This is a genomic window from Burkholderia sp. HI2761 (assembly GCF_002223355.1).
Taxonomy (GTDB): domain Bacteria; phylum Pseudomonadota; class Gammaproteobacteria; order Burkholderiales; family Burkholderiaceae; genus Burkholderia.
Map to the genome: position 1 here is coordinate 21628 of NZ_NKFN01000001.1, position 19709 is coordinate 41336.

The window sequence follows — 19709 nt, forward strand, 5'->3', positions numbered from 1 at the left end:
CCGGCCGTCGAACCGGCGGCCGCGTTGCACGTCGACTACGAAGCACGGGATCCGGGCAAGCGCCAAAGCGTCAGTTTGGGTCGACCGCGATGCATGGGACCCAACCAAGCGCCAAAGCGCCAACTTGGGTCGACCGTGATGCATGGGACCCAACCAAGCGCTAAAGCGCCAACTTGGGTCGACCGCGATGCATGGGACCCAAGTAAGCGCTAAAGCGCTAACTTGGGTCGACAGGAGCAAGCATGGAAGAGGCGAAGCACTTCATCGCGGGCGAATGGACGTTGCCCGCGCAACTGGAAACCATCGCGGTCGTCGATCCGTCCGACGGCCAGCCGTTCGCGACGATCGCGCGCGGCACCGCGCCCGACATCGAACGCGCGGTCGCCGCGGCCCGCGACGCGTTCGCGGGCCCGTGGGGCGCCACGAGCGCCGCCGAACGCGGCCGCGTGCTGATGCGGCTGTCGGCGCGCGTGGCCGACCATCTCGAGGAACTCGCCGCGATTGAGGCGCGCGACACCGGCAAGCCGCTGAAGCAGGCGCGCGCCGACGCGGCCGCGCTCGCGCGCTACTTCGAGTTCTACGCGGGCGCCGCCGACAAGCTGCACGGCGAAACCCTCCCCTATCAGGCCGGCTACACGGTGCTGACGGTGCGCGAGCCGCACGGCGTCACGGGCCATATCGTGCCGTGGAACTACCCGATGCAGATCTTCGGGCGCAGCGTCGGCGCGGCGCTCGCGGCCGGCAACGCCTGCGTGGTCAAGCCGGCCGAGGACGCGTGCCTGTCCCTGCTGCGCGTGGCCGAGCTGGCCGCCGAGGCCGGGCTGCCGGCCGGCGCGCTCAACATCGTCACCGGCTACGGCCATGAAGCGGGCGCCGCGCTCGCCCGCCATCCGGGCATCGACCACATCTCGTTTACGGGTTCGCCGGCCACCGGCAAGCTGGTCACGCAAATGGCGGCCGAGAACCACGTGCCGGTCACGCTCGAGCTCGGCGGCAAGTCGCCCCAAATCGTGTTCGCCGATGCCGATCTCGAAGCGGCCCTACCCGTACTCGTGTCCGCGATCGTGCAGAACGGCGGGCAGACCTGCTCGGCCGGTAGCCGCGTGCTGATCGAGCGCGCGGTGTACGAGCCGCTCATCGAGCGCCTCGCCACCGCGTTCAACGGGCTGCGCGTCGGCCCGAGCCGCGCCGATCTCGACTGCGGCCCGCTGATCAACGCGAAGCAGCAGCAACGCGTGTGGGATTTCCTGTCCGACGCGCAGCACGACGGCATTCCGATGGCCGCGCACGGGCAGGTCGTCGCGGATGCGCCCGAAAGCGGCTTCTACCAGGCGCCGGCGCTGTTGCGCGACGTACCGCCGTCGCATCGGCTCGCCCAGGAGGAAGTATTCGGCCCCGTGCTCGCGGCGATGCGTTTCGTCGACGAGGACGAAGCCGTCGCGCTCGCGAACGGCACGCCGTACGGCCTCGTCGCGGGCATCTGGACGCGCGACGGCGCACGCCAGATGCGGCTTGCGCGGCGCCTGCGCGCGGGCCAGGTGTTCATCAACAACTATGGCGCGGGCGGCGGCGTCGAGTTGCCGTTCGGCGGCGTCGGCCATTCGGGCCACGGCCGCGAGAAAGGCTTCGAGGCGCTTTACGGCTTCACCGCGCTGAAGACGATCGCGATCCGGCACGGCTGAACGCACGGCACGCAGCACGCGACAGGCGGCCGGCAGCGCCCGACCGCCTGTCGACGCACGACGACTCTCATGACCAGCACAGGAGACACACCATGCGGTTGAGCGGCAAGACGGCCATCGTCACGGGCGGCGGCTCGGGGTTCGGCGAAGGCATCGCGAAGACGTATGCGCGCGAAGGCGCGAACGTCGTCGTCAACGACCTGAACGGCGCGGCGGCCGAGCGCGTCGCGAGCGAGATCGCGCTCGCGGGCGGCAAGGCGATCGCGGTGGCCGGCGACGTATCGAAAGAGGACGACTGGCGCGCGCTGCTGCAGGCGGCGCTCGACGATTTCCATTCGGTGCAGATCGTCGTGAACAACGCCGGCACCACGCACCGCAACAAGCCCGTGCTCGACGTGACGGAAGCCGAATTCGACCGCGTGTACGCGGTCAACATGAAGAGCCTGTTCTGGTGCGTGCAGACCTTCGTGCCGTACTTCCGCGCCCAGGGCGGCGGCGTGTTCGTGAACGTCGCGTCGACGGCCGGCGTGCGCCCGCGCCCGGGCCTCGTCTGGTACAACAGCACGAAAGGCGCGATGATCACCGCGAGCAAGTCGCTCGCGGCCGAGCTCGGCGCCGACCGCATCCGCGTGAACTGCATCAACCCCGTACTCGGCGAAACCGCGCTGATGACCGAGTTCATGGGCTGCGAGGACACCCCGGAAAATCGCCGCCGCTTCCTCGCGACGATCCCGCTCGGCCGCTTCTCGACGCCGCAGGACATCGCGAACGCCGCGCTGTACCTTGCGTCCGACGAAGCCGAATTCATCACCGGCGTCTGCCTCGAAGTCGACGGCGGGCGCTGCATCTAGCCGTACCAGGCGGCACGATTACTCCGTCTTGCTTCGCACGAAACCGGCTCGGACGCGCCGCTGCGTCCGAGCCGGCCAACTACAACGACAGTGGCGCACGGGATCCAGGTAACCGCTCGAGCGCCAACTTTGATCGACAGGAGACAACATGGCTACATCGACGCAGTCGCTGCCGGGCTCGTCCGGCGCATTCGAGGAAGCAACCTACCGCAAGGTGTCGTGGCGGCTCGTGCCGCTCCTGCTGCTGTGCTACGTGGTCGCGTATCTCGACCGCGTGAACGTCGGGTTCGCGAAGCTGCAGATGGCGAGCGACCTGAACCTGAGCGATACCGTGTACGGGCTCGGCGCCGGGATCTTCTTCTTCGGCTATTTCCTGTTCGAGGTGCCGAGCAACATCATCCTGCACCGGGTGGGCGCCCGCGTGTGGATCGCCCGCATCATGGCGACGTGGGGCGTGATCTCGATCCTGACGATGTTCGTCACGACGCCCGCGATGTTCTACGTGATGCGCTTCCTGCTCGGCGTCGCCGAAGCGGGCTTCTTCCCCGGCGTGATCCTTTACCTCACCTACTGGTATCCCGCGCACCGGCGCGGCCGGATGACGACGTTCTTCATGACGGCCGTCGCGCTGTCCGGCGTGATCGGCGGCCCGATCTCGGGCTTCATCCTGAAGGCGTTCGACGGCGTGAGCGGCTGGCACGGCTGGCAATGGCTGTTCCTGCTCGAAGGCATTCCGTCGGTGCTCGCCGGCGTGCTCGTGTTCTTCGCGCTCGACGAGCGGATCGCGAAGGCGACGTGGCTGACCGATGAGGAAAAGGCGCTGCTCGCGCGCAACGTCGACGCAGAGGAAGCCACCAAGGAAGACCTGTCGCTCGGCGCGGTGATGTCGAGCCCGCGCGTGTGGCTGATGGCGCTGATCTATTTCTCGTTCGTGATGGGGCTCTACGGTGTCGGCTTCTGGCTGCCGACGATCATCAAGGCGACGGGCGTGACCGACACGTTCATGATCGGCCTGCTGTCGGCGATTCCCTATGCGGCCGCGGTGGTCGCGATGATCCTGATCGCGCGCAGCGCGGACAAGCACCGCGAACGCCGCTGGCACCTCGCGATTCCGGCCGCAATCGGCGCGCTCGGCCTCGTGCTGTCGGTGATCTGGGCGCACCAGACGTCACTCGCGATGCTCGGCCTCACGCTCGCGACGATCGGCATCCTGACGACGCTGCCGCTGTTCTGGAGCCTGCCGACCGCGTTCCTCGGCGGCACGGCCGCCGCGGCCGGCATCGCGATGATCAACTCGATCGGCAACCTCGCCGGCTTCCTGAGCCCGTACCTGATGGGCTGGCTCAAGCAGGTGACGGGCGCCAACGATTCGGGCATGTACATGCTGGCCGGGTTTCTCGTGCTCGGCGGGCTGCTTGCGCTGTCGGTGCCAAAGCGGCTCGTCGACAAGTGATGCGGGGTGCGTAAAAGCGCACCGGCACGCCGAACAGCCGAACCCGCCGGCCGACGGCCGGCCCACGAAACGCCCCGACGCCCGGCATTGCCCGGCCGCCGGGGCGTTTTCGACTTCGGACGGGCAACACCCGCACCGGCCGAGTGCTCCGCCGCCCGGATGACGGCACCCTGCGTCCGGACTGCCTCGCCCCGGACGAAAAAAAGCCCCGAAGGCCGATCGGCGTTCGGGGCTTTTACCGCGGCACGCGTCAGACCACGGTGATCGCGAGCGCGCTTTCGCGGTAGTGCTTCGCGGCCTTGTCGGTTTCGCCGAGATGCTCGAACAGACGGGCGAGCGCACGATGCGCACGCACCTTCAGCGCCTCGTTGTCGGCCAGCTTCAGCGCCGATTCGAGGAACGACTGCGCCTTGCCCCACAGCTGCTGCTGCTGGCAGAGGCGGCCGAGTGCGAACAGCAGGTCGGCATCTTCCGGATGATCCTTCTTCCAGCCTTCGGCCTTCTGAATCAGCGGCAGCGCATCGGCGCCCGCCGTGTCCGGATAACGACGCAGCAGGCGCGCATCCCAGTTGTGCGCGAGCGCGTCCTCGACGATGCGGCGCGCTTCGTTGCGGCGCTCGAGCGGCACGAGCAGCTCGGCCGCGAGATCGGCCAGACGCGGCGACTGGCGCTCGACCGGCGACAGCGACTGCCACACTTCGAGCAGCGCGTCCGGGTCGTGCCGGCGTTCGCGCAGCAGGTTTTCCGCTGCCTGCTGCCGCAGCCGCACGGCCGCGGCCGGATGCAGCGCCTCGCGCTTTTCGAGCGCCTTCGCGAGCTTCAGCACCTCGGCCCAGTTCTTCAGTTGCTGCTGCGCCCGCAACGCGACCTGCTGCGCGTGGATGCGCTTGCCGCCGGCCTGCATGTCAGCCAGCGCGGCGAGCGCACCGTCGGCATCGCGGGCGTCCGCGCGCATGTCGGCCGCGGCGAGCAGCCGTGCATCCTGCCATTCGGGCGCATCGACCTTCGACAGCCAGTCGTCGCGGCGCGTGTACTCGTGCATCCGGTGCGCGGCGGTGGCCGCGACGAGACTCGCGGCGCCCAGGTTCGCATCGACCGACAGCGCTTCGCGCGCAGCCTTTTCAGCACGCGAGAAGCGGCCCGCGTACAGGTTCGCGATCGCATCGCGCAGCGACGCCTGGGCCTTCTCGTTGCGCGAACGCGCGCGATATGCGGCGACCCGCTGCGGCATGCGCCAGATGTTGCGCACGATGCGCAGCAGCGCATACACGACGATGAACAGCACGACGATGGCGATCACGAACAGGTTCAGCGACACGTCGATCCGGTACGGCGGATAGACGAGCAGCACCTGCCCCGCGTCGAAACGGCCGACGGTGGCGAGCGCGGCGGCGATCGCGAACAGGACCGCGAGCCAGACGATTCCTCGAAGCGTCATCGTTACCCCCGGCTCTTGAACTGCTGAACGGCGTTCAGGCTCGTGTTCAGGTTCGGCACCGCGACCGTCAGCGATGCGCCGTCAACCTGCTTGAGCAGATCCTCGACGGTCTGCGTGTCCTTCGACGCCTGATCGAAATACTTGCCGAGCGACGCCTGGGCGGCGTGCAGGTCGGCCTTCATCGCACTGTCGTTGCGCGCGAGCAGCGACAGCCGCGCGGTGAGCAGGCGCAGCTTCACGTTCTCGCGCACGAAGTAGCCCTGGTCGGGCGACGCGAGCATCGCGTCCGCGTTGTCGATCCGGCGCACCTGCACGAGGCCCTTCAATTGCTGGCCGAGACCGGCCGAGAAGTCGTGCCACCACACCTTCCAGCGCGGCTCGCCGGCGACGACCGACGATGCGGCGTCGGCCGGCGCGGCCTTCGGCGCCGCGTGCGGCACGATCGCCTCGCCCGACAGCGGCAGCGCGTCGATCTTGCCGATCGCGTCGTCGAGCTTGATCGCGAGGCCGGTGAGATCGGCTGCCGGCGCGGCCTTCAGTTTCTCGATGTCCTGCGCGAGCGCCTTGCGCACCGTGACGGCCTGCGCGCTCTGCGACGTCGCGAGACGCGCGTCGGCGTTCTGCAGCGCGATCAGCGCGAGCTGCGTGTTGCCGGTCAGTTGAAGCTGCTGGCTCGCGCTCGACAGCATCTGGTCGACTTCCTCGAGCATCCACGCATCGCGGTTGCGCGACAGGTCCTGGTATTGCTGCTGCAGCGCCTGCTGCGCGCTCTGCGCATCGGCGAGCTTGCCGTCGAGCTGCGCGAGCTGCGTGTCGACCTGGTGCGTGCCGGCGAGCGCCTGCTCGGTCTTCATCCGCGTTTCGGCCGCTTGCGCGTCGAGCGCCTTCTGGCGCGCGACGAACGAGCCGTCGAGCCGATCGATCTTGCGGTTCAGCGCGTAGCCGCCGACACCCGCCGCGCAGCCGAGCACGACGACGACGAACCACAGCACCGCGCTGCCGCCGCGGCGCGCACGCGGCTCGGGTGCGAGATAAGGGGGGCTGGACGGCGGCGCAGATGCAGCGGCCGGCTGGGAAGCGACGCTTTTGGAATCGTTGGTATCTGTCATGCGTTTAGTCACCGGTGCGGCTGTCGCCGGTTGGACGGCCTCGTCGGCCATCGTTCGAAACGCGCGGACGATGCGCTCATCGCCCGCGCCGGTCAGCGTAATCCTATCAAAACCCAATGCGCGCGCGGTCTGCTCGATCCGAGGGTGCGGCGTCACGAGCGGCGCATGCTTCAGCGCGTCGATCTCGGCGTCGTTCAGATGGGCCTGCGCGAGCTCGTGCAGGTTGCGCACACCTTCCGAACTCGTGACCAGCCATGCGTGCGGCTGGCCGTCGAGCAGCACGTGCACGCGCTCCCACGCGCCGACGCGCGGCTCCGGCACGACGCGCCGGTAGGCGGCAACGAGCGTGACGTCCGCGCCGGCCTCGCGCAGGCGCTCGGCGAGCCATTCGCGCCCGCCGTCGCCGCGCACGATCAGCACGCGCTTGCCCGCCAGCGCCTGCGCGTCGCCGAACGCGGCCTCGATGCTCGCGAACAGGCTTTCCGAATCGTAATGGGGCACGCCGCCGTCGGCCGGCGCCTGCGGTGCGATCACGCGATGCGCGGGCGCCGCGATGCCGTGACGCTCCAGCGCCGCGACGCTGCCGGGCCCGACCACGCCGACGGGCAGCGCGTTCGGCCAGATCGCACCGTACCGCGCGAGCGCACGGTCGATCGCGTTCGGCGACACGAAAATCACCAGCGCGTAGTCGGCCAGCGCGGCGAACGCGGCGTCGAGCGGCGCCGGATCGTCGACCGGCGCGATGTCGATCAGCGGGAATTCGAGCACGTCGCAACCGGCATCGGCCAGTTGCGACGCAAGCGCGTCGGACTGGCCGTCCGGACGCGTCAGGACAGCGGTGAACGCGCGCGCGCCGCCCGCCATCAGGCGTCGCCCTTGCCCGCGGCCTGCGAGCTCGCGAGCAGCGCGTGGACGATGTCGAGCGCGCCTTGCGCCTCGAGGTCGTCGGACACCGCGCGGCCGAGCGCGAGCGCATCGGCGACGGTCATGGCCGCACCGCACGCCTCGGCCGTCAGCACGCGCTTGCCGTCGGTGGTCGACACCCGGCCCGTCAGGTACAGCTCGCCCGCACGCCACACCGCGTGCGCGGCGAGCGGCACCTCGCAACTGCCGCCGAGCGCGCGCGACACCATCCGCTCGGCCTCGACCGCGAGCGCGGTCTGCCGGTCATGCAGCGGCGCGAGCCACGCGGCGATGTCGCCGCGGTGCGCGGCGATCTCGATGCCGAGCGCGCCCTGGCCGGCCGCGGGCGGGCTGGCCTCGACGTCGAGCAGCGCGCGGATCCGCGCTTCGAGGCCGAGGCGTTTCAGGCCCGCCGCCGCAAGGATGATCGCCACGTAGTCGCCGCGGTCGAGTTTCGCGAGACGCGTGTCGAGGTTGCCGCGCAGCGGCAGGACCTCGAGCTGCGGATAACGCGAACGCAGCATCGCTTCGCGACGCAGGCTCGACGTGCCGACGACGGCGCCGGCCGGCAGCGCGTCGAGCGACGCGTAGTCGTTCGACACGAATGCATCGCGCGGATCCTCGCGCTCCATGATCGCGGCGAGCGAAAAGCCGTCGGGCAGCGCCATCGGCACGTCCTTCAGCGAATGCACCGCGAGATCGGCGCGGCCGTCGGCCAGCGCGCTCTCCAGTTCCTTCACGAACAGGCCCTTGCCGCCGACCTTCGACAGCGTGCGATCGAGAATCTGATCGCCGCGCGTCGTCATCCCGAGGATTTTCACGTCACAAGCTGGATATAATTTGCGCAGCGCATCACGCACATGTTCGGCTTGCCACATCGCCAGACGGCTCTCGCGCGAAGCAATCGTCAACGTCGCGGGCGGCCGTGCCTGTTGCGGCCCGGCCGCGGGGGTCTCGGAATTCATTGCTGGAACATCGAAGGACGGGATTGAAGACCGAACAATGGTAGCACGCACGCCCCGGCCGCCCGAGCCCGGAGCCTGCGCCCGGCCTGCTTCCGTGCGGGTCGCGGCGCCGTTGTGCGGATGTGTCGCACGTAGCTGGTTGCTTGACCGCAGTTCCCGCAGTTTCCGCAGTTCCTTTTGACTCGAGCTTTCCCAAGGAAACCCATCGTGAAGTCTTCCGGATCGGCGCGTACGGCGCGCCGCAATGCTGCCTTGCCCTCCCCCGACGCCCCCACGGGCACGCTCGCCACCGCCGCGAACGGCCGTGCGAAAACGGCAAAGAAACCCACGGCAACGAAACCGAAAGACCCGATACGTCAGACAAAACGCGCGATGCAGGCCGCCGGCCCCGCCGCCCGCCAGGCCGTCGCGCCGAAGGCCGGCACCCGCACGCGCGACGACAAGGACCGCCCGCTGTTCGAGGACATCCGCTTCCTCGGCCGCCTGCTCGGCGACGTCGTGCGCGAACAGGAAGGCGATACCGTATTCGACGTGGTCGAGGCGATCCGTCAGACCGCGGTCAAGTTCCGCCGCGAGGACGACAGCGAAGCCGCGCAGACGCTCGAGAAGAAGCTGCGCAAGCTGACGCCGGAGCAGACGGTGAGCGTCGTGCGCGCGTTCAGCTACTTCTCGCACCTCGCGAACATCGCGGAAGACCGCCACCACAACCGCCGCCGCCGCATCCACGCGCTGGCGGGCTCCGCGCCGCAGCCCGGCACGGTCGCGTACGCGCTCGACCAGCTGAAAACCACCGGCAACGCGTCGAAGCGCCTGCTGCAACGCTTCTTCGACGATGCGCTGATCGTGCCGGTGCTGACCGCGCACCCGACCGAAGTGCAGCGCAAGAGCATCCTCGACGCGCAGCACGACATCGCGCGCCTGCTCGCCGAGCGCGATCAGGAACTGACCGCGCGCGAGCGCCAGTACAACGAAGCGATGCTGCGCGCGCGCGTGACCGCGCTGTGGCAGACGCGCATGCTGCGCGACTCGCGCCTGACGGTCGGCGACGAAATCGAGAACGCGCTGTCGTACTACCGCGCGACGTTCCTCGACGAGCTTCCCGCGCTGTACGGCGACATCGAGGCCGCGCTCGCCGAGCACGGCCTGTCGGCCCGCGTGCCCGCGTTCTTCCAGATGGGCAGCTGGATCGGCGGCGATCGCGACGGCAACCCGAACGTGACCGCGCCGACGCTCGACGAGGCGATCAACCGCCAGGCCGCGGTGATTCTCGAACACTATCTGGAACAGGTGCACAAGCTCGGCGCCGAGCTGTCGGTGTCGAACCTGCTGGTCGGCGCGAACGATGCGGTGAAGGCGCTCGCGGCAGCATCGCCCGACCAGTCGCCGCACCGCGTCGACGAACCGTATCGCCGCGCGCTGATCGGCATCTACACGCGGCTCGCCGCGAGCGCGCGCGTGCGCGTCGGCGAAGGCACGGTACCCGTGCGCAGCGCGGGCCGCGGCGCGCCGCCGGTGCGCGCGATTCCGTACGAGGATTCCGAAGCGTTCGTCGCCGATCTGAAGGTGCTGACCGCGTCGCTCGACGAACACCACGGCACGTCGCTCGCCGCGCCGCGCCTCGCGCCGCTCGTGCGCGCGGCCGAAGTGTTCGGCTTCCATCTGGCGAGCATCGACCTGCGCCAGAGTTCCGACATCCACGAGGCGGTGGTCGCCGAGCTGTTCGCGCGCGCGGGCGTCGAGGCCGACTATGCGGCGCTCGCCGAGGAAGACAAGCTGCGCGTGCTGCTCGCCGCGCTCGCCGATCCGCGCCCGCTGCGTTCGCCGTACCTCGAATACTCGGCGCTCGCGCAAAGCGAGCTCGGCGTGTTCGAGAAGGCGCGCGAGGTCCGCGCGCAATTCGGTGCGCGTGCGGTGCGCAACTACATCATTTCGCACACGGAAACCGTCAGCGACCTCGTCGAAGTATTGCTGCTGCAGAAGGAGACGGGTCTGCTCGAAGGCACGCTCGGCGTGCAGGGCAGCAACGCGCGCAACAGCCTGATGGTAATTCCGCTGTTCGAGACGATCCCCGACCTGCGCGACGCGTCGCGCATCATGCGCGAATACTTCGCGTTGCCGGGCATCGACGCTTTGATCGCGCACCAGGGCGCCGAACAGGAAGTGATGCTCGGCTACTCCGACAGCAACAAGGACGGCGGCTTCCTCACGTCGAACTGGGAGCTGTATCGCGCGGAACTCGCGCTCGTCGACCTGTTCCGCGAGCGCAAGATCACGCTGCGACTGTTCCATGGCCGCGGCGGCACGGTCGGCCGCGGGGGCGGCCCGACCTACCAGGCGATCCTGTCGCAGCCGCCGGGCACCGTGAACGGCCAGATCCGCCTGACCGAACAGGGCGAGGTGATCGCGAGCAAGTTCTCGAACCCGTCGATCGGCCGGCGCAACCTCGAGACGGTCGTCGCCGCGACGCTCGAGGCGTCGCTGCTGCCGCAGTCGAACGCACCGGCGCAGTTGCCCGCGTTCGAAGGCGCGATGCAGACGCTGTCGGACTCGGCGATGGCCGCGTATCGCGCGCTCGTCTACGAAACCCCGGGCTTCACCGACTACTTCTTCGCGTCGACGCCGATCACCGAGATCGCCGAGCTGAACATCGGCAGCCGCCCGGCGTCGCGCAAGCTGCAGGATCCGAAGCAGCGCAAGATCGAGGACCTGCGCGCGATTCCGTGGGGCTTCTCGTGGGGTCAGTGCCGATTGCTGCTGACCGGCTGGTACGGCTTCGGCAGCGCGGTGAGCGCGTATCTCGACGGCGCGTCCGACGACGCCGAACGCGCGAAACGCGTCACGCTGCTGAAGAAGATGAACAAGACCTGGCCGTTCTTCGCGAACCTGCTGTCGAACATGGACATGGTGCTCGCGAAGACCGATCTCGCGGTCGCGTCGCGCTATGCGCAACTCGTGCCCGACCGCAAGCTGCGCAAGCACGTGTTCGAGCGGATCGTCGCGGAATGGGAGCGCACGTCGCAGGCGCTCGCTGAAATCACCGGGCACGAAGGCCGCCTCGCGACCAACCCGCTGCTCGCGCGCTCGATCAAGAACCGCTTCCCGTATCTCGATCCGCTGAATCACCTGCAGGTCGAGCTGATCAAGCGTCACCGCGCGGGCGACACGAACGCGCGGCTGCGCCGCGGGATTCACCTGACGATCAACGGGATCGCGGCCGGCCTGCGCAACACCGGCTGACCGCGGGCCGCGCGGGCGCCGGGCCTGTTCGGCGCCGGCCGGGATAACGAAAGCCGCGATACGCGCCCATGCGTATCGCGGCTTTTTTCATGCGGCCGCAACCGGCGCAGCGCGCGCCGCACGCTCAGTGCGCGTCGATCAGCAACGCATCGTGCTCGAACGAACCGTCGGGCTGCACCGCGTAATAGCCGCGCACCTCGTCCGGCGCATGCGCCCACAGCGCGCGAATGCCGGCGACGCTGTCGGCCGGCGTGCGGATGCGCGCGACCCACGTGTCGAAATCGATCGGCAGCCGCCAGCGGCTGTGCACCTGCGCGTCGAAGCCGGCTGCGCGGAACATCGCGAGCCATTCGTCCGCGCGGTAGTCGCGCACGTGCGACGCGTCGCGCAGCACTTCCGCGGCCTGCAGGTACGTATCGAGGAGCGGATGGTCGTTGCCGGCGATGTCGATCATCAGCACGCGCCCACCCGGCTTCAGCACGCGGCGCACCTCGGCGAGAGCCGCGCGCATGTCGTGCCAGTGGTGCGCGCTCATCCGGCTCACGACCCAGTCGAACGTCGCGGCGTCGAACGGCAGCCGCTCGGCGGGGCCCTGCCGCGTGCGGATGTTCGCGAGCCCGCGCTCGCGTGCGGCCGCGTCGACGGTCGCGAGCATCGGGGCGGCGAGATCGTACGCGACCACGTCGCGCACGTGCGGCGCGACCGCGAAACTCGCGTGGCCGGCGCCGCAACCGAGGTCGAGCACCGCCGCATCGGGCGTCGCACGCACCGCGTCGGCGAGCGTCTGCAGGTCGGCGCCCGTCGCATGAACCGTGCTCGTCAGATAGGCGGCGGCCGTCGTGCCGAATGCGTCGGCGACCTGGTCGTGGTGTTTCATCGTTCGCTCCTTTCCGTGATGCAGTCGGTCAAACCCACGCTTGAGCGCGCGATCCGGCCCCGTGCAACGTTTTGTGGGACGCGCGCTGCCCTGCCGACGCGCGAGCCGCTACAATAGGCCCGCATGTGTACCAGTACAAGTTAAGCAGTTATTCTGGTATTCGATCCACCCGTCTGATCGTTGCCGCGTCTTCGTATCCACTTCGCCGTTTCCGCATGAACCAGCCGTCCTCCGCCCCCGTCCCGCCGCTCGACGCCTCGCCCGCTCGCGCGCTCGGCGAATTCATCCGCGCCCATCGCGAGCGACTGTCGCCGCAGGCCGTCGGCCTGCCGCCCGGCCCGCGCCGCCGCACGCCGGGGCTGCGGCGCGAGGAAGTCGCGCAACTGTGCGGCGTCAGCCCGACCTGGTACACGTGGATCGAACAGGGCCGGCCCGTATCGGCCTCGGCCGACGCGCTGGCCCGGATCGCCGTCGCGCTGCAACTGTCGAAGGCCGAGCGCGCGTACCTGTTCGAGCTGGCCGCGCAGCGCGACCCGGCCGAGCCCGACGTCGCGGGCGGCGACCTGCCGCCGACGCTCGCCGCGACCGTCGCGGCGATCGCGACGCCCGCCTACGTGCTCGACCGCCAATGGAACGCGCTCGCGTGGAATGCGCCGGCCGCCGCGCTCTTTTCCGGCTGGCTCGACGGCGAGCACGACCGCAACCTGCTGCGCTTCACGTTCATGTCGCCGGCCGCCCGCACGCTGATCGTCGACTGGGAAACCCGCGCGCGGCGGCTCGCGGCCGAATTCCGCGCCGATGCGATCCGCCACCTGACCGATGCGCCGACGCGCGCGCTGATCGACGCGCTGACGGCCGGCAGCGACGCGTTCGCGCAGTACTGGGCATCCCAGGACGTGTTCGAGCGCGAAGGCGGGCTGCGCGAATTCGACCACCCGGCCGACGGCCGCCTCGTGTACCAGCAGATCACGCTGAAGCCCGCGCATCGGGAAGATCTGAAGCTCGTCGTGCTGGTGCGCGACTGAGCATCGGCCGCGCCCGCAAAGGCCGGCGGGCCGGCCCGCGAATGTTAGAATCGCGGGATTCCCTCGGCGGCGCACGCCGCCCAACACCCCTTCGAAGAATCGCCATGACGTCCCAACTGCACAAAAAGGGCGAGGCCTGGTCGGCCCGCTTCTCGGAACCGATGTCGGAGCTGGTCAAGCGCTACACGTCGTCGGTGTTTTTCGACAAGCGCCTCGCGCTCGTCGACATCGCCGGCTCGCTCGCGCACGCGAACATGCTCGCCGCGCAGAAGATCATCAGCGCCGACGACCTGGCCGCGATCGAACGCGGGATGGCGCAGATCAAGGGCGAGATCGAGCGCGGCGAATTCGAATGGCAGCTCGACCTGGAAGACGTCCACCTGAACATCGAGGCGCGCCTGACCGCGCTGATCGGCGATGCCGGCAAGCGCCTGCACACGGGCCGCTCGCGCAACGATCAGGTCGCGACCGACATCCGCCTGTGGCTGCGCGGCGAGATCGACCGCATCGGCGGCCTGCTGAACGACCTGCGCGGCGCGCTGATCGACCTCGCGGAACAGAACGCCGACACGATCATGCCGGGCTTCACGCACCTGCAGGTCGCGCAGCCGGTCACGTTCGGCCACCACCTGCTCGCGTACGTCGAGATGTTCACGCGCGACGCGGAACGCATGCGCGACTGCCGCACCCGCGTGAACCGCCTGCCGCTCGGCGCGGCCGCGCTCGCGGGCACGAGCTACCCGATCGACCGTCACGCGGTCGCGAAGACGCTCGGCTTCGACGGCATCTGCGCGAACTCGCTCGACGCGGTGTCCGATCGCGACTTCGCGATCGAATTCACCGCGGCGTCCGCGCTCGTGATGACGCACGTGTCGCGCTTCTCCGAAGAGCTCGTGCTGTGGATGAGCCCGCGCGTCGGCTTCATCGACATCGCCGACCGCTTCTGCACCGGCAGTTCGATCATGCCGCAGAAGAAGAACCCGGACGTGCCCGAGCTCGCGCGCGGCAAGACCGGCCGCGTGAACGGCCACCTGATGGCGCTCCTCACGCTGATGAAGGGTCAGCCGCTCGCGTACAACAAGGACAACCAGGAAGACAAGGAACCGCTGTTCGACACGGTCGACACCGTCGCCGACACGCTGCGGATCTTCGCCGAGATGGTCGCCGGCATCACCGTGAAGCCGGACGCGATGCGCGCGGCCGCGCTGCAGGGCTTCTCGACCGCCACCGATCTCGCCGACTACCTCGTGAAGCGCGGCCTGCCGTTCCGCGACGCGCACGAAGCCGTCGCGCACGCGGTGAAGATCTGCGACGACCGCGGCATCGACCTCGCCGACCTGACGCTCGACGAGATGAAGCAGGAACTGCCGAACGTCGCGCACCTGATCGGCGACGACGTGTTCGGCTACCTGACGCTCGAAGGGTCGGTCGCGAGCCGCAACCATCCGGGCGGCACCGCGCCCGACCAGGTGCGTGAGGCCGTCAAGGCTGCCCGCGCCGCGCTGGGCAAGTAACGCCTGCAGTCCCGGACGGACGCCTTCGGCGTCCGTTTTTCATTCGGGCGGCCGGCGCGCCGCCCATCGCTTTCCCCGCTTCACGGATGCCCCGATGACCTTTTCCGCCGCGCTCTTCGACATGGACGGCCTGCTCGTCGATTCCGAACGGACCATCATGAACACGTGGATCGACGTGTCGAACGCGCACGGCGTCGTGCTGACCGAGATCGATTATCTGCAGATCGTCGGCCGCTCGTTCGCCGAAGGCCAGGTGATCCTCGCGCGACTGATCGGCCACCCCGACACGTTCGACGCGGTGCGCATCCGCGTGCGCGAGCAACTCGCCGCACCCGAACCCCATCCGAAGTTTCCGCTGAAGTCGGGCGCGCTCGCGCTGCTCGAAACGCTCGCGCAGGCCGGCATTCCGTGCGCGGTCGCGTCGTCGTCCGCGCGCGACGTGATCCGCGCGCGGCTCGACGCAGTGGGCGTGCTGCCGTTCTTCCGCGCGATCGCGGGCGGCGACGAAGTCGCGCGCGGCAAGCCCGACCCGGCCGTCTACCGGCTCGCGGCCGAGCGCCTCGGCGTGCCGGCCCACGCGTGCGTCGCGTTCGAGGACAGCGACTTCGGCGCGCAGTCGGCCGCCGGCGCGGGCGCCGCGGTCGTCACCGTGCCCGATCTGAAGGCACCGACGCCCGACATCGTCGCGCTGAGCCTGCACGTGCTCGCGTCGCTCGACGATGCGGTCGCGCTCGTGCCGTCGTGGTTCGGCCGGCTGGACACGCAGCAGCCCGCGTAAGCGGCGCACGCGAGCCGCCAATGCAAACGGGCACCCGAGGGTGCCCGTTTTGCGTTGCCGCGCCGGATCACTGGCATCGCGGCGGTTCCTACCCGTTGCCGGCAGTCTCCGACAACCGCTTCATCGTCGCGATGCGCGCACCGATCAGATCGACGCGGCCGTCCTCGCCGACGAGCGGCGCCGTCGCATCGCGGAACGCCACCCACGCGCGCTGCGCGCGCACGAGCGTCGCGGCCGAATGCGCGGGCATCTTGCGGCGCAGCTTCTGGTAATAGCGGTTCAGGTCGAACAGCGCATGTTCGCACGCGGCGTCCTGCGCGCACGGCCGCACGCGGCGGATCGCAGGATCGCGCGGCACGTTCGCCGGCTTGGCGCCGGCCGGCACCGCCGCACCCGCACCGCCCTGCGCACCGCTCGTCGCCGCGACCGGCACGGCGGCGGGCGGCGGTGCATAGCGATCGGCCGCCCCGCGCAGCGCCAGCGCGCGATCGCGCACCGGCTGCAGCTGCATGTCGGCGCTCGACATCGCATACGCGGTGCCGCGCGTCGTGTCGTACACGGCCTGCAGCAGATGCACTTCGTCCTTGCGCCACGTGAGCCAGCGGCGCTGGCTGTCCTGCCAGCCGCGCTTCGCGTCGGCCGGCGCATCCTTCAACAGGCGCTGGTACGCGCCGTCCATCACTGCCTGCCACTGCTGCTGCGCTTCGCCCATGCACTGGATCTGGCCGGCCGGCGACGACCGGTCGCGCCGCGCGAGACATTGCCGCATCGCGACGTCGATCGGGTCGGCCGCCGCGACTTCCGCATGAACGACACCCGCGCCTGCGAGCCCGGTCAATCCTGCCGCCCAGACGACGAGCGCGGCCAGCGCCGCACGCATCGTCCGGAATCGTCCGTGCGTCGCCATCAGTCGCGCACGCAGTCGACGAAGTACTCGACGCGGCCGTTCACCTCTTCCGCGACCAGGCCGTGGATGTCGGTGTGGAAGCCCGGGAAACGCTCGTTGAAGTCGCGCGCGAACCGCAGGTAGTTCACGATCGTCTTGTTGAAGCGTTCGCCCGGGATCAGCAGCGGAATGCCCGGCGGGTACGGCGTGAGCAGGATGCTCGTCACGCGGCCTTCGAGCTCGTCGAGCGGCACGCGGTCGATCTTGCGGTGCGCGAGCTTCGCGAACGCGTCCGACGGCTTCATCGCCGGCTCCATGTCCGACAGGTACATCTCCGTCGTCAGGCGGGCGATGTCGTTCGCGCGGTACACGTCGTGGATCTGCGTGCACAGGTCGCGCAGGCCGACGCGCTCGTAGCGTGGATGCTGCGCGACAAATTCCGGCAGCACGCGCCAGAGCGGCTGGTTATTGTCGTAGTCGTCCTTGAACTGCTGCAGCTCGGTCACCATCGAGTTCCAGCGGCCCTTCGTGATGCCGATCGTGAACATGATGAAGAACGAGTACAGGCCGGTCTTCTCGACGATGATCCCGTGTTCGGCCAGATACTTCGTGACGATCGCGGCCGGAATGCCGGTCTCGCCGAACTCGCCGTCGACGTCGAGCCCCGGCGTGATGATCGTCGCCTTGATCGGGTCGAGCATGTTGAAGCCTTCCGCGAGCGGGCCGAAGCCGTGCCAGTGGTCGTTCGGCTTCAGCATCCAGTCCTCGCGCGAACCGATGCCTTCCTCGGACAGGTTGTCCGGGCCCCACACGCTGAAGAACCAGTCGTCGCCGTATTCGGCGTCGACCTTGCGCATCGCGCGGCGGAAGTCGATCGCCTCGGCGATCGATTCCTCGACGAGCGCGGTGCCGCCCGGCGGCTCCATCATCGCGGCCGCGACGTCGCACGACGCGATGATCGCGTACTGCGGGCTCGTCGACGTGTGCATCAGGTACGCCTCGTTGAAGCGGTGCTTGTCGAACGTGCGGTTCTCCGAATCCTGCACGACGATCTGCGATGCCTGCGAGATGCCGGCGAGCAGCTTGTGCGTCGAGTGCGTCGCGAACACGAGCGCGCCCGTGCGCGGACGGCCGTCGCCGATCGCGTGCATGTCGCGGTAGAAATCGTGGAACGTCGCGTGCGGCAGCCACGCTTCGTCGAAGTGCAGCGTGTCGAGCAGGTCGCCGAGCAGGTCCTTGATCATCTCGACGTTGTAGACCACGCCGTCGTACGTGCTCTGCGTGATCGTCAGGATCCGCGGCTTCATGTCCGGGTTCTCGCGCAGCGCCTCGCGCGCGAACGGGTTCGCCTCGATCTTCTTGCGGATGTTCTCCGGCTTGAATTCGTCGCGCGGGATCGGGCCGATGATGCCGAAATGGTTGCGCGTCGGCGTGAGGAACACGGGGATCGCGCCCGTCATCGTGATCGCGTGCAGGATCGACTTGTGGCAGTTGCGGTCGACCAGCACGATGTCGCCCGGCGCGACCGTCGCGTGCCAGACGATCTTGTTCGACGTCGACGTGCCGTTGGTCACGAAGAACAGGTGATCGGCGCTGAAGATGCGCGCCGCGTTGCGCTCGGACGCGGCGACCGGGCCCGTGTGATCGAGCAGCTGGCCGAGTTCGTCCACCGCGTTGCAGACGTCCGCGCGCAACATGTTCTCGCCGAAGAACTGGTGGAACATCTGGCCGAGCGGGTTCTTCAGGAACGCGACGCCGCCCGAGTGACCCGGGCAGTGCCACGAGTACGAACCTTCGTCCGCGTACTTGACGAGTTCCTTGAAGAACGGCGGCGCGAGCGAATCGAGATAGACCTTCGCTTCGCGGATGATGTGGCGCGCGACGAACTCCGGCGTGTCCTCGAACATGTGGATGAAGCCGTGCAGTTCGCGCAGGATGTCGTTCGGCAGATGCCGCGACGTGCGCGTCTCGCCGTACAGGAAGATCGGGATGTCCGCGTTGCGGCGACGCACTTCGGTGACGAACGCGCGCAGCTCGATGATCGCGGTGGCCAGCTCGGGCAGCTCGCCGTCCGCGCCGGTTTCGCCGAGCATGAGTTCGTCGTCGTCGATCGACAGGATGAAGCACGACGCGCGGCTCGATTGCTGCGCGAACGACGTCAGATCGCCGTAGCTCGTGAGGCCGAGGACTTCGACGCCCTCCTTCTCGATCGCTTCGGCCAACGCCCGGATGCCGGAGCCCGAGATGTTCTCGGAGCGGAAATCTTCGTCGATGATGACGACGGGGAAACGAAACTTCATGGGCGATTCTCCAAAAAGAACGACCGCGGCGCGTCACGCGCAGCGGTCACCCGGAAACTGGTGAGACGTTATGCAACCAGATCAGGTTTTCGGCAGCGTGACACCGCGCTGACCCTGATACTTGCCGCCGCGATCGGCGTACGACACGTCGCACACCTCGTCGCTCTCGAAGAACAAGACCTGCGCGACGCCTTCGTTCGCGTAGATCTTCGCGGGCAGCGGCGTGGTATTCGAGAATTCCAGCGTGACGTAGCCTTCCCACTCGGGTTCGAACGGCGTCACGTTGACGATGATCCCGCAGCGCGCGTAGGTCGACTTGCCGAGGCAGACCGTCAGCACGGTGCGCGGGATGCGGAAATATTCGACGGTGCGGGCCAGCGCGAACGAATTCGGCGGGATGATGCACACGTCGCCCTTGAAATCGACAAACGAACCCTCGTCGAAGTTCTTCGGATCGACGATCGTCGAGTTGATGTTCGTGAAGATCTTGAATTCGTCCGCGCAACGGATGTCGTAGCCGTAGCTCGACGTGCCGTAGCTGACGATCCTGCGACCGTCCTCGGACTCGCGGACCTGACCGGGCACGAACGGCTCGATCATCTTGTGCTCTTCGGCCATGCGCCGAATCCATTTGTCGGACTTGATGCTCATATCGGGGCGCCTGGATACGCTGCGTGACGGTAGGTGTTAA

14 protein-coding genes are annotated in these 19709 nt (G+C 68.7%); 7 read left to right on the forward strand and 7 right to left on the reverse strand.

Features of this window, described 5'->3' with window-relative positions; translation table 11 throughout:
- The first annotated feature begins 242 nt into the window (after positions 1–242).
- The 3 genes from CFB46_RS00105 to CFB46_RS00115 all read left to right on the forward strand — a co-directional run bounded on the left by CFB46_RS00105 (position 243) and on the right by CFB46_RS00115 (position 3986).
- Positions 243–1682: an aldehyde dehydrogenase family protein gene (locus CFB46_RS00105; RefSeq protein ID WP_027785121.1), complete on the forward strand. Its 1440-nt coding sequence runs from the start codon at positions 243–245 to the stop codon at positions 1680–1682.
- Between the two features lie 92 nt (positions 1683–1774).
- Complete coding sequence (locus CFB46_RS00110) at positions 1775–2533, forward strand: SDR family oxidoreductase (RefSeq protein WP_027785122.1); 759 nt, start codon at positions 1775–1777, stop codon at positions 2531–2533.
- Positions 2534–2681: 148 nt separating this feature from the next.
- On the forward strand, positions 2682–3986 hold the full coding sequence (locus CFB46_RS00115) for an MFS transporter (protein WP_027785123.1): 1305 nt from the start codon (positions 2682–2684) through the stop codon (positions 3984–3986).
- A 250-nt stretch (positions 3987–4236) separates the two neighbouring features.
- Here CFB46_RS00115 and CFB46_RS00120 read toward each other — a convergent pair whose 3' ends face one another.
- The 3 genes from CFB46_RS00120 to hemC are packed head-to-tail and all read right to left on the reverse strand — an operon-like array spanning position 4237 to position 8401.
- Positions 4237–5424 (reverse strand): heme biosynthesis protein HemY, encoded by a 1188-nt coding sequence (locus tag CFB46_RS00120; protein ID WP_027785124.1) that lies wholly within the window; start codon positions 5422–5424, stop codon positions 4237–4239.
- A gap of 2 nt (positions 5425–5426) precedes the next feature.
- Positions 5427–7397 (reverse strand): fused uroporphyrinogen-III synthase HemD/membrane protein HemX, encoded by a 1971-nt coding sequence (gene hemDX / locus CFB46_RS00125; protein WP_027785125.1) that lies wholly within the window; start codon positions 7395–7397, stop codon positions 5427–5429.
- Positions 7397–8401 carry a hydroxymethylbilane synthase gene (gene hemC / locus CFB46_RS00130; protein WP_027785126.1) on the reverse strand — a complete coding sequence of 335 codons (1005 nt, stop codon included), beginning with the start codon at positions 8399–8401 and terminating at the stop codon, positions 7397–7399. The genes hemDX and hemC overlap by 1 nt, the downstream gene beginning before the upstream one ends.
- A 207-nt stretch (positions 8402–8608) precedes the next feature.
- Between hemC and ppc the strand changes: the two genes are divergently transcribed.
- Positions 8609–11638, forward strand: coding sequence for a phosphoenolpyruvate carboxylase (ppc, locus tag CFB46_RS00135; RefSeq protein ID WP_027785127.1), 3030 nt, complete (start codon positions 8609–8611; stop codon positions 11636–11638).
- 124 nt (positions 11639–11762) lie between these two features.
- Here the strand turns inward: ppc and CFB46_RS00140 are convergent, their stop codons facing one another.
- Positions 11763–12515 (reverse strand): class I SAM-dependent methyltransferase, encoded by a 753-nt coding sequence (locus CFB46_RS00140; RefSeq protein WP_027785128.1) that lies wholly within the window; start codon positions 12513–12515, stop codon positions 11763–11765.
- A 215-nt stretch (positions 12516–12730) separates the two neighbouring features.
- On the opposite strand from CFB46_RS00140, the gene CFB46_RS00145 reads away from it, so the two are divergent.
- The 3 genes from CFB46_RS00145 to CFB46_RS00155 all read left to right on the forward strand — a co-directional run bounded on the left by CFB46_RS00145 (position 12731) and on the right by CFB46_RS00155 (position 15832).
- Positions 12731–13540 carry a helix-turn-helix transcriptional regulator gene (locus CFB46_RS00145; RefSeq protein WP_027785129.1) on the forward strand — a complete coding sequence of 270 codons (810 nt, stop codon included), beginning with the start codon at positions 12731–12733 and terminating at the stop codon, positions 13538–13540.
- A gap of 104 nt (positions 13541–13644) precedes the next feature.
- Positions 13645–15054: an argininosuccinate lyase gene (argH, locus tag CFB46_RS00150; protein WP_027785130.1), complete on the forward strand. Its 1410-nt coding sequence runs from the start codon at positions 13645–13647 to the stop codon at positions 15052–15054.
- 94 nt (positions 15055–15148) lie between these two features.
- Positions 15149–15832 carry an HAD family hydrolase gene (locus CFB46_RS00155; protein ID WP_027785131.1) on the forward strand — a complete coding sequence of 228 codons (684 nt, stop codon included), beginning with the start codon at positions 15149–15151 and terminating at the stop codon, positions 15830–15832.
- An 88-nt stretch (positions 15833–15920) separates the two neighbouring features.
- Here the strand turns inward: CFB46_RS00155 and CFB46_RS00160 are convergent, their stop codons facing one another.
- The 3 genes from CFB46_RS00160 to dcd form a co-directional block, all read right to left on the reverse strand.
- Positions 15921–16739: a lysozyme inhibitor LprI family protein gene (locus CFB46_RS00160; RefSeq protein WP_027785132.1), complete on the reverse strand. Its 819-nt coding sequence runs from the start codon at positions 16737–16739 to the stop codon at positions 15921–15923.
- The gene (locus CFB46_RS00165; RefSeq protein ID WP_027785133.1) at positions 16739–19018 is read right to left on the reverse strand and encodes an arginine/lysine/ornithine decarboxylase; all 2280 of its coding nucleotides are present in this window, start codon (positions 19016–19018) and stop codon (positions 16739–16741) included. Before CFB46_RS00165 ends, CFB46_RS00160 begins: the two co-directional genes overlap by 1 nt.
- Positions 19019–19099: 81 nt before the next feature.
- Positions 19100–19669 (reverse strand): dCTP deaminase, encoded by a 570-nt coding sequence (gene dcd / locus CFB46_RS00170; protein WP_027785134.1) that lies wholly within the window; start codon positions 19667–19669, stop codon positions 19100–19102.
- Between the last annotated feature and the right edge of the window lie 40 nt (positions 19670–19709).